The sequence below is a fragment of the Mycobacterium neglectum genome (genome assembly GCF_002591975.1).
GTDB classification, from domain to species: Bacteria; Actinomycetota; Actinomycetes; order Mycobacteriales; family Mycobacteriaceae; genus Mycobacterium; species Mycobacterium neglectum.
The window spans coordinates 1-9,267 of record NZ_NVQE01000085.1; the positions used below are offsets into that span (position 1 = coordinate 1).

Below are 9,267 nucleotides of genomic sequence, written 5' to 3' on the forward strand. Positions count from 1 at the left end.
TCGGGGGGTGATAGGGAAAGGGGACTCGGCGTCCCCCTCACCGGCAGCCCCGCCCCCGCCTCCGGAGCTGGAGCTGGAGCTACTGCTGCCGCCGCTCGAGGACGACGCCTGCGACGCGGTATATGCGCCGATCGACGATGACAATGCCGACTCGAAACTGTCGAAGTCCGGTCCACCGGAGCCTCCGACGAAACCCGAACTCCTCGACGAGGACGAGTCGTACCAATCAGGTTGCGGTGCAACCGTACCCGTCGTCGTCTCGTATTTCTTCGCCCACAGTGCGGCGGCACCGGCGGCGACCGCGAACGGGACGTACGCCGAGTAGAGGTCCTTGCGGGCCCCGAAGTCAAAGCGTGTCTCGGCTGAATCCGTGGTCAGCATCCGGTGGAATCCGCCTGCGCGCGACCATAGTTCACGGCCGCTTTCGGTGCGCCGGGAGCCCACACCGTCCTTCCAGGACGCCGCGGAGAACAGGAAGAATGCCGCGAAGGGCAGCGCCCACATGGTCGTCGGAAATCCCCATCGGAAGAAGCCGAAAAGCATCAGGATGAAGGCGACCGCGTTGGCCGTGCGCACCCACAGTTCCTTCTTGCGCTTGACCATCAGCCCGTCGTCGAACGCCCACTTCTGCACCGCGGCGTTCATATCCGTCTTGGCCTTGTTGAGCTTTTTCCCCGCTGAGACGGTCTTCTTGGCCTCGAACTCTCTGCCGGGACCCATCACGTTGAGCGCCGACGCCACGGCCACACTTACGCTGTCGACGTCGGCCCACGGCCCCCAGTCTTTGACCTTGCTTTTGAGGGTCCACTGCTTTTCGTTGACTTGCCGCATATCGATCAGACCGCGTTCGGCGAGATAGAAAAGCGTGGCGGTCAGGCCATTTTTCGGCACGCTCTCGGTACGGATGTATTCGGTCTGCACCGGGCCCAGTCCCGGCGGCGGAGCGTACTGCAGCGGGAATCCGGGCGAAGGCTCAACGGTGGTGCGGTAGTAGAAAATTGCGCCGAGTCCGGCCGCCACGGTGAGTGCGAGCACCCACAGCACGCCCCCCACAGACTGGCCGAGCACCCGGTCCCACGCGAACGACCACGGCACCTCATCTCGTGGCGGGGTCGGCACATCGACACCGGCACGCAGCGTCACCGGGGTCCGTGGCGCCAGATTCGTCGCCGACAGGTCGACCCTGTTGCCGCTGACGGAGAGATCTTCGCAGGCCCGACCGACGCCGAAGCCCACGGAGCACTGCGCGCGGCCGATCTCACCGGGCATCGTGACCGAGATGTCGGCACGCTCGATCTCGTTGTTCCACGCCTGCGCGATGACGTTCCAGTAGAAGACGGATTGAGATTCGGCCGCTTCGCCGGTCGAGTCGGCGAACGTCCTGTCAGCGCCTGTCTTCGCGGGATCGAGGACGCCTTCGATGTTGTAGCGGATCTCGAAGACATGCGTGCCGTAGCTGAGATATTCGTCCGGATCGCCGATCTTCGCGACCAGGAATCGCTCACCGCCCTCCCAAAGCATCTGGTACGGCGCCGGCTGGCCGTCGAGCAGGATCGAGGTGACCTCCGGTGTCTGCCGCACCCCCGGATCGTTCTGGTTGTCGACGGCCCAGTACTTGAAGAGCCCGTGGCGACCGCTGGGGAACTCGGCGGTGATCGTCTCCACCGCATCGAGGCGCCCGCCTGCGCTGACGATGAGATCGACGTCGTAGTTGCTGAAGACCACCGGGTCATAGGCGTTGGAAGCCTCGGACGACGGGCGGATCACCACCGGCCACAGCACCCCAACGGCGATGAGCGCCAACGGAATCAACATCCGAAAGAAGCGCCGCACGCCAACCTCCTGTCCGCAGCAGCCAAGCTGCCCGCATTACCCTATGTGCAAGGGGTCGATTTGCACACGAACTGGCTCGTGATCGCGCCTCGCGCTGAGGACGCCCGCGGCGCGTCGCAGCGCCGCCGCGAGCGGTAACCCGGCATCGCGCGGCACGCGCACCAGCATCCGATTGACCGGCTTCTCCGGGGGTGTACCGGGCGGTCGACGTGCGCCGGGTGGCAGGTCGACGGGTCCCAGCAGGTCGGCATTATCCGGGAGTTCGGCGGTTTCGATCATCGCGCGCACGGCGTCGGGTGCACCGTCGATGGCCGCCATGTGCACCGCAGGCGGCAGGCCGACCTCTGCGCGGGAATCGAGTTCGGCATCGGCATGACCGACGGGGTCCCAGCGGATCAGCGACTGCACGGTGGGGATCGACGACTCACCGACCACCGCGACCACCCCGCCGTCGGCGCGGCTGCGGACCAGTGCGGCGGCCGCCATCCAGCGGCGCAGCGCATCCTCGGATGCCCGGAGGTCCTGGCGCCCGAGCAACGCCCAGGTATCGAGGAGCATGGCCGCTCCGTAGCCGCCGGCCGCGACCGGTTCCGCACCCGGTGTCGACACCACGACGGCGGGTTCTGCGGGCACCGAGGCGACCATCGCGTCACCGCCCGACGTCACGACGTTGACGCCGGGGAACGCCCGACCCAGTTCTTCGGCAGTGCGACGGGCTCCGACGACGACGGCGCGCACGGCGTCGGAGCCGCATCGGGTGCAGCGCAGTGCGGGTTCGGCGCGTCCGCACCACCGGCACACCGCGCCCGCGGTGTCCCGTGCAGGCAGCGACAAAGGACCGGTGCAATGCCGACAGCGGGCGATTGTGCGGCAGCGGTTGCATGCCAGCGCGGGCACGTAGCCGCGGCGGGGTACCTGGACGAGCACGGGCAGACCGGCCTTCAGTGCCGCGCCCGCGGCGTGCAAGGCCATCGAGGGAAGCCGGGCCGTCCGCGCAGCGGCGTCTCGTTCCTGCGCGAATCCACTGTCCTCGAGCGCGACCACGCGCGGCGACCGTGCACGCACCTCCTGCCGGGTGGCCACCAGATCGTGCGCCCAGCCACTGCGCACCAGCGCTTGGGCTTCAGCGGTTCGCGCATAACCGCCGATCAGCGATGCACAGCGCAACTGGTGGGCGCGCAGCATCGCCACCTCCCTGGCGTGCGGGTAGGGCGCGCGGGGCTCGGCGAGCGTGTCGTCACCGTCGTCCCACACCATCACCAGCCCGAGATCCGCCACGGGCGCGAACACCGCGCTGCGGGTCCCGATGACGATCCGGGCCGCGCCGCGCAGCACCGAGAGCCACCGCCGGTAGCGCTGTGCGGGGCCAAGACCCGCTGACAACGCCACCACATGTGATGCGTCGACAAGTCCGACCGCAGCGGCGTGCACCGCGTCCACGTCGCGCTGGTCGGGCACGACCACCAAGACACCGCGGCCGGAGTTCGCCGTGACCGCGGCCACTTCCGCGAGACGATCGGCCCAGCACTCCCCGGGCAGCGCCTGCCACACCGCGCGGGCAGCACGTCCTTCGTGCAGCGCAGCGACGTACTGCTCGCCGCCCCGGTATGCCGTCCACGCCACCGCCCCCACGGGTTCGGCGGTCAACGGCGTCAGCACGGGTGGGCTCTGCTTCTCGACGCTGGCATGTCGCGGCGGGACGGCGAGCCGCAGCACGTCCGCTCGGGTGCCGGCATACCGCGCGGCGACGGCGTCGGCGAGCCTGCGGATGTCGGGCGTGAGGACCGGCTCAGCCGACACGACGCGGTCCAACCAGCCGAGTTTTCCGACATGGTCGGTATCTGAACGTCTTTCGAGGACAAACGCGTCGACCAGCCGGCCGTGGAACCGCACCCGCACCCGCACGCCTGGCTGCGCGTCGTCGGACTGGTCTGCGGAGACCAGGTAGTCGAACTCGCGGTCGAGGTGCGGAACCGACAGCATCGGCAGCACGCGCACAATCGGCTCGTGCTCGGCCTGCTGCCGGGCGGCGCCCGGCCGAGCCGGGCCTTTCAGCTCCGTCACCACCTATGCAGATGTAGCAGACCGTGCCGACGACACAGACGGCTCTGTTGCGCGGCCGAAGAAGAAGCCGGCCGTGATGAGCAGCAGCGACGTCGCATACGCCCACCAGATGGGCACGGCGAGCACTTCGTTTCCCAAGACGAACTTGGAGACGCCGATCATCCCGTCAGACACTGCGAAGCACACCGCACCCAGCGCGGTCCACGGCGTCGGCAGCCGCGCCATCAGCGCGGTACACACCATGGCGCCGAGTACCGCGATGTAGAGAGTGACCGGAACGGCCATCCCCTCGGCGATCAGCCGCGGCCAGAACCACACCAACAGCGCGATGCAGGCCAGCACGGTGATCGCCGCGGCCGCCAGTCGGAGCGCCGACCGGGCCGCCAGCGGAAGCAGCGCGGCCAGGAAACACAGATGCGCGACCAGGAACGCGCCGAGACCGAACACGAACGACGGCTCCCACCACGGCATCGCCAGCAGAAAGTCGCCGGCGGCCGAGAACAGCAGCGCGGCGAGCAGCCAGCGACGCTCGCGAACGATGGGATGCGTCAGCGCGGCGAAAGCGAGCAGCACTGCCGTCGCGGCCTTGACCGCGGGTTGCAGCGCGAACTGCCCGGTCAGCTCGGCACCCGCCGGTAATCTGACCGCCGTCGCGATCAGAAATGTTCCGTAACAGGCGCCGACGACCGCGGCCGTCACCCACAGCAGCCTGGTGCGCGGGTGTGCGTACCGTGTCCCCATGCCAGTCGCTGAAGACAAGCCGGCCGTCGACGCCATCCTGCTGAAGGTAATGGAAGCCGTCCCGTTTCAGTTGACAACTGACGGAGGCGTTGAAGGCGCGCGCCAGAGGTTCCGCGATCTGCCCCGCGCCGAGGTCCATTGCGAGGTGCGCAGCATCGACGGCGTCATCGATGGCCCCGGCGGTCCGATTCCGATCCGGGTGTACCGGCCGGCGGCCGAGCGCGAGACGTTGTCGTTGCCGGTGGTGGTGTTCATCCACGGTGGCGGATGGTCGGTGGGCGATCTGGACACCTATGACGGCTTCGCACGTCGTCACGTGGTGGGCGCGGATGCGATCGTGGTGTCGATCCAATACCGGCTGGCGCCCGAGCACCCCTACCCCGCCGCCGTCGACGACGCCTGGGCGGCAACGCAATGGGTGGCCGCCCACGCCGCGGAGTTGGGCGGCGACCCGGATCGACTGGCCGTCGCCGGTGACTCCGCGGGCGGCAATCTGGCCGCGGTGGTCTCGCAGTTGGCGCGCGACGCCGGCGGGCCACGAATTCGGTTTCAGCTGTTGTGGTATCCGGCGACGACCTTCGATACCTCCCTTCCGTCATTCACCGAGAATGCGAACGCGCCGATCCTCGACACCGACGGATGCAAGGGCTGCACCCGTTGGTATATCGGCGATCTCGACTTATCCGACATGCCGCCAACACTGGCACCCGCCCGCGCCGCGGACCTGACGGGATTGCCGCAGGCCTATATCGCTGTCGCGGGCCACGATCCGCTGCGCGACGACGGCGTGCGGTATGCCGAACTGCTGTCCGCGGCGGGCGTACCCGTCGAGTTGCACAATGCCGAGACGCTTGTCCACGGCTACGCCGGGTACGACGGAGTGGTGCCCGCGGCGACCGAGGCAGTCGAGAGCGGCCTGTCCGCCCTGCGGTCTGCGCTGCACTCGCCGTGACGTGGTAGAACCGAAGCAACGCAACGACGGGAGGCTCTATGACAGCGCCCCATTACGACACCGTCATCGTCGGCGCCGGTTTCTCCGGTATCGGCACCGCGATCAAACTCGACAAGGCGCAGATGGGCAACTATCTCGTGATCGAGGCAGGTGACGGGCCGGGAGGGACCTGGCACTGGAACACGTATCCCGGTATTGCCGTGGACATCCCGTCGTTCTCCTACCAGTTCAGCTTCGAAAGAACCCGAACTGGACGCGCACCTATGCCAAGGGCCGGGAACTGAAGGCGTATGCAGAGCGCTGTGTCGACAAGTACGGCCTGCGAAACCGGATCCGGTTCAACACCAAGGTGCTCGGAGCGGCCTTCCTCGATGACGAGAACCTTTGGCGCGTCGACCTCGACACCGGCGACGCGGTCACCGCCAGGTTCCTCGTCAACGCCAGCGGCGTTCTGATCACCCCCAACATGCCCGACATCGACGGCGTCGACTCATTCGCGGGCGTGACGATGCACACCGCTCGGTGGGACCACGAGCAAGACCTCACAAACAAGCGGGTCGCGATCATCGGTACGGGTGCCTCGGCTGTTCAGGTCATCCCCGAAATCGCACCGATCGTGGAGCACCTCACGGTTTTTCAGCGCACACCCATCTGGTGCCTGCCCAAACCCGACGCGCCGCTGTCACCGACGACCCGGCGGCTGATGCGGCTCCCCGGAGGTCACGCTGTGCAGCGCGCCCTCAGCCAGGCCTACGTCGAACTCACCTTCACGCTGCCCGCGCAGTACTTCACTCTCAATCCGATGGCCAAGAACATGTCGAAGTTCGGCGAGTCGTACCTGCGCAAGCAGGTCCGCGACCCCGAGGTGCGCGACAAGCTCACCCCCCGTTACGCCGTCGGCTGTAAGCGACCCGGCTTCCACAACACATATCTCGCGACGTTCAACCGCGACAACGTCGAATTGGTGACCGAGCCGATCGAGAAGATCACCGGGTCGGGCGTTGCGACCGTCGACGGCGAGACCCGCGACGTCGACGTGCTCATTCTGGCGACCGGTTTCAAGGTGATGGATGTCGACGACAACCCCACCTTTCCGCTGACCGGGTCGGACGCCCGGTCGTGGAGCGAGCACTTCAGTGAGCGCCGGCTCCAGTCCTACGAGGGCGTCGCAGTGCCCGGCTTTCCGAATTTCTTCACGGTATTCGGCCCCTACGGGTACGTCGGAAATTCGTACTTCGCGCTGATCGAAACGCAGACACATCACATCGTGCGCTGTCTCAAGCACGCTCAACGCAAGCGGGCCCGCCGCGTCGAGGTCAAACAGGAAGCCAACGATCGCTACTTCGCCGAGATGATGCGCAAGCGGCACCGGCAGATCTTTTGGCAGGACACCTGCAAGGACGCCAGGAGCTACTACTTCGACAGGAACGGCGACGTGCCGCTGCGGTCGGCCAGCACGCTCCACACGTACTGGCGGGCCCGCCGTTTCCCGCTCGACGATTACGAGTTCAGCTCTTGACGGTTGGCGGTTCCAACTCCTCGACCATGTCGCGGGCCACGTCGAGGGTGTCCAGATTGTGCGTGAGCGTCACCTGCGTCGCAGCCTCGACATCTCCGCAGCGATACGCGCGCAGGATCTCGACATGGTCGTCGTCGCCGCGGGCGCGCCGCTCGGCGTCGCCGCTGATGGACATCCCGACGTAGAGCGATGACAGATCGGCGAGCCGCGCGAGCAGCTCGTAGACCTTCGGGCGGCGACTGGCCACGTAGAAGATCTTGTGGAACTCGCGGTTGAGCTCGACCCATGCGATCGGGTCGGTGGCGGATTCCATTTGGCGGGCAAGCTCTTCGGCCGCGTCGAGCTCTTCGGTAGTGATGTTCTTGACGCCCTCGCGCACGGCCAGCGGAATCAACACGGACCTCAGCTCGTAGACATCCTCCAGTTCCGCGCGCGAGGTCTTGTGCACGGTCGCTCCCTGAAACGGGCTGTAGTCGACCAGGCCTTCCGACATCAGATTTCGCAGCGCCTCACGCACCGGCGTGACGCTGACCGCCAGGCGCTGAGCAAGTTCGGCCTGCACCAGGCGAGTCCCGCCGGCGAGCTCGCCGGAGATGATCGCCTCGCGAAGGCGATCGGTCACGGTGTTGTAGGCCGTATGGATCGGACTGGGGCCGAGTGACCCGAGTTGATCGGCCGATGCGGTCGACAGCGCGTTCTCCTCTCGAATTCGAACGACGAGAACAATTTACTGCAAAGAAACACACGATGTATCAAACCTGAGGTTTCATATATGAAACCTCAACCTCTGGAGGCACGCGCATGACATCCCGACTGTCCCGAAACAGACTCACCCTGATCGCCGCGGGGCTCATCGCGAGCCTCGCTCTCACCTCCTGCGGCGGCAGCGGCGAGACCGCCCCGTCCGACGACGCGGCGCCGGTGGTGCGACTGCAGGGGCTCGAAGGCGGACTGAGCTCGATGGCGCTGAAGATCATCAAGGACCAGGGCTTCGACAAAGCCAACGGGTTCACGGCCGAGAACTTCGAGGTCTCCGGTGACGCGTCGGTGCAGTTTTTCCTGCAGGGTGACGCCGACGTCTCGTTCGACGGCGACCCGTTGACCGCGGCGCTACTGCGCAGCCAGGGCAATGACGTCACCACCTACTTCCCGATGGCCGTGCAGGATGTCGCGATGGTCGTGAAGGGCGACTCGCCGTACCAGAACGAACAGGACCTGATCGGTAAGCGCGTCGGACACGACGGCCTCGACTCCGGCAGCATGACGGCGGCGGTGGTCATGCTCAACGATTTCGCCGACCTGAATATCGAGGAGCAGTACGACCTGCAACTCACCCAAGAGGCCGCGTTGCTGCGTCTGCTCGACCGTGGTGACCTGGAGGCTGTGTTCACCGCCGAGCCCAACACCATCATCGCGGCCAAGGAGTACGGCATGCGGCCGGTATGGGGCCCCGGCTGGCAGGAATGGGAAGCCGCTGCCGGCGGACGGTCGTGGAACATCACCGCGATGGCGCACGACAGTTGGATCAAGGAGAATCCCGAGCTGGCTGCGGGCGTGCAGAGAGCCTGGAACAACGCGTACGACTGGATCGTCGCCGACCCGTCGCGGGTGACCAGCGGCGAGCTCGGCGAGCTCATCGGCATCGAGAGCGAGGACGTCGCAGCCGGTTTCGAAGAGATGATCCGGACAAGTGAGTACTTCACCAAGCGATGGACCGATGAAGATGTCGCGGCGGCCGAGTCGTTCATTCAGAAGGCTGCGGCAGCCGGTCTGGGCGGACTCACCGAGGCGCCGCAAGGAGCCGTCACCCGGTTGCCGGAATCCAGTGAATAACGCTCGATGAAAGCTGCCGACCGTCCGCTGCCCCCAGCGTCTCGGGGGGCTCTCATCGTCGGCGCAGCTGCGGTACTGCTACTGGTCTGGCAGTTGTTCTGGGCCGCAACCGATTTCCTGCCACCTCCGCTGCGAACGCTGGAAACCGCCGGCGAGCTCCTGGCCGATCCGGCCACGTACGAGGACCTCGGCGCCACCCGAGGTGCCTCACCTAATTGTGAGCGCGAAGGGTGAGCTGGTGCCTCACGCATAATGAGCGCGTGGGGGCTTGCGTTACTTCGCCGTGGCCAATCGGTTGATTGACGGTTGCAATGCTTCCAGGTCG

The 9,267-nt window shown here is 66.6% G+C and carries 7 protein-coding genes and 1 pseudogene; 4 read left to right on the top strand and 4 right to left on the bottom strand.

Features of this window, described 5'->3' with window-relative positions:
• From CSQ99_RS30195 to CSQ99_RS30205, 3 genes are all read right to left on the bottom strand, one after another.
• On the bottom strand, positions 1-1,833 hold a 1,833-nt coding region (locus CSQ99_RS30195; protein ID WP_425437899.1), incomplete at its 3' end, for a DUF2207 domain-containing protein.
• Positions 1,834-1,869: 36 nt separating this feature from the next.
• The gene (locus CSQ99_RS30200; protein WP_099042652.1) at positions 1,870-3,897 is read right to left on the bottom strand and encodes a primosomal protein N'; all 2,028 of its coding nucleotides are present in this window, start codon (positions 3,895-3,897) and stop codon (positions 1,870-1,872) included.
• A gap of 3 nt (positions 3,898-3,900) precedes the next feature.
• Complete coding sequence (locus CSQ99_RS30205) at positions 3,901-4,674, bottom strand: lysoplasmalogenase (protein WP_099042653.1); 774 nt, start codon at positions 4,672-4,674, stop codon at positions 3,901-3,903.
• Between CSQ99_RS30205 and CSQ99_RS30210 the strand changes: the two genes are divergently transcribed.
• Complete coding sequence (locus CSQ99_RS30210) at positions 4,637-5,590, top strand: alpha/beta hydrolase (protein ID WP_099042648.1); 954 nt, start codon at positions 4,637-4,639, stop codon at positions 5,588-5,590. The two genes, CSQ99_RS30205 and CSQ99_RS30210, sit on opposite strands and share 38 nt — an antisense overlap.
• A 38-nt stretch (positions 5,591-5,628) precedes the next feature.
• A pseudogene (locus tag CSQ99_RS30215) lies at positions 5,629-7,109 on the top strand (flavin-containing monooxygenase).
• On the opposite strand, the gene CSQ99_RS30220 reads toward CSQ99_RS30215, so the two are convergent.
• Positions 7,099-7,731: a GntR family transcriptional regulator gene (locus CSQ99_RS30220; RefSeq protein WP_099042649.1), complete on the bottom strand. Its 633-nt coding sequence runs from the start codon at positions 7,729-7,731 to the stop codon at positions 7,099-7,101. The pseudogene CSQ99_RS30215 and the gene CSQ99_RS30220 sit on opposite strands and share 11 nt — an antisense overlap.
• A gap of 179 nt (positions 7,732-7,910) precedes the next feature.
• Here CSQ99_RS30220 and CSQ99_RS30225 point away from each other — a divergent pair, with 179 nt between their 5' ends.
• Together CSQ99_RS30225 and CSQ99_RS30230 are read left to right on the top strand one after the other, a co-directional pair.
• Complete coding sequence (locus CSQ99_RS30225; protein ID WP_099042650.1) at positions 7,911-8,942, top strand: ABC transporter substrate-binding protein; 1,032 nt, start codon at positions 7,911-7,913, stop codon at positions 8,940-8,942.
• Positions 8,943-8,948: 6 nt separating this feature from the next.
• Entirely contained in the window at positions 8,949-9,176 is a 228-nt protein-coding gene (locus CSQ99_RS30230; protein WP_099042651.1) for a hypothetical protein, read from the top strand.
• The last annotated feature ends 91 nt before the right edge of the window (positions 9,177-9,267 follow it).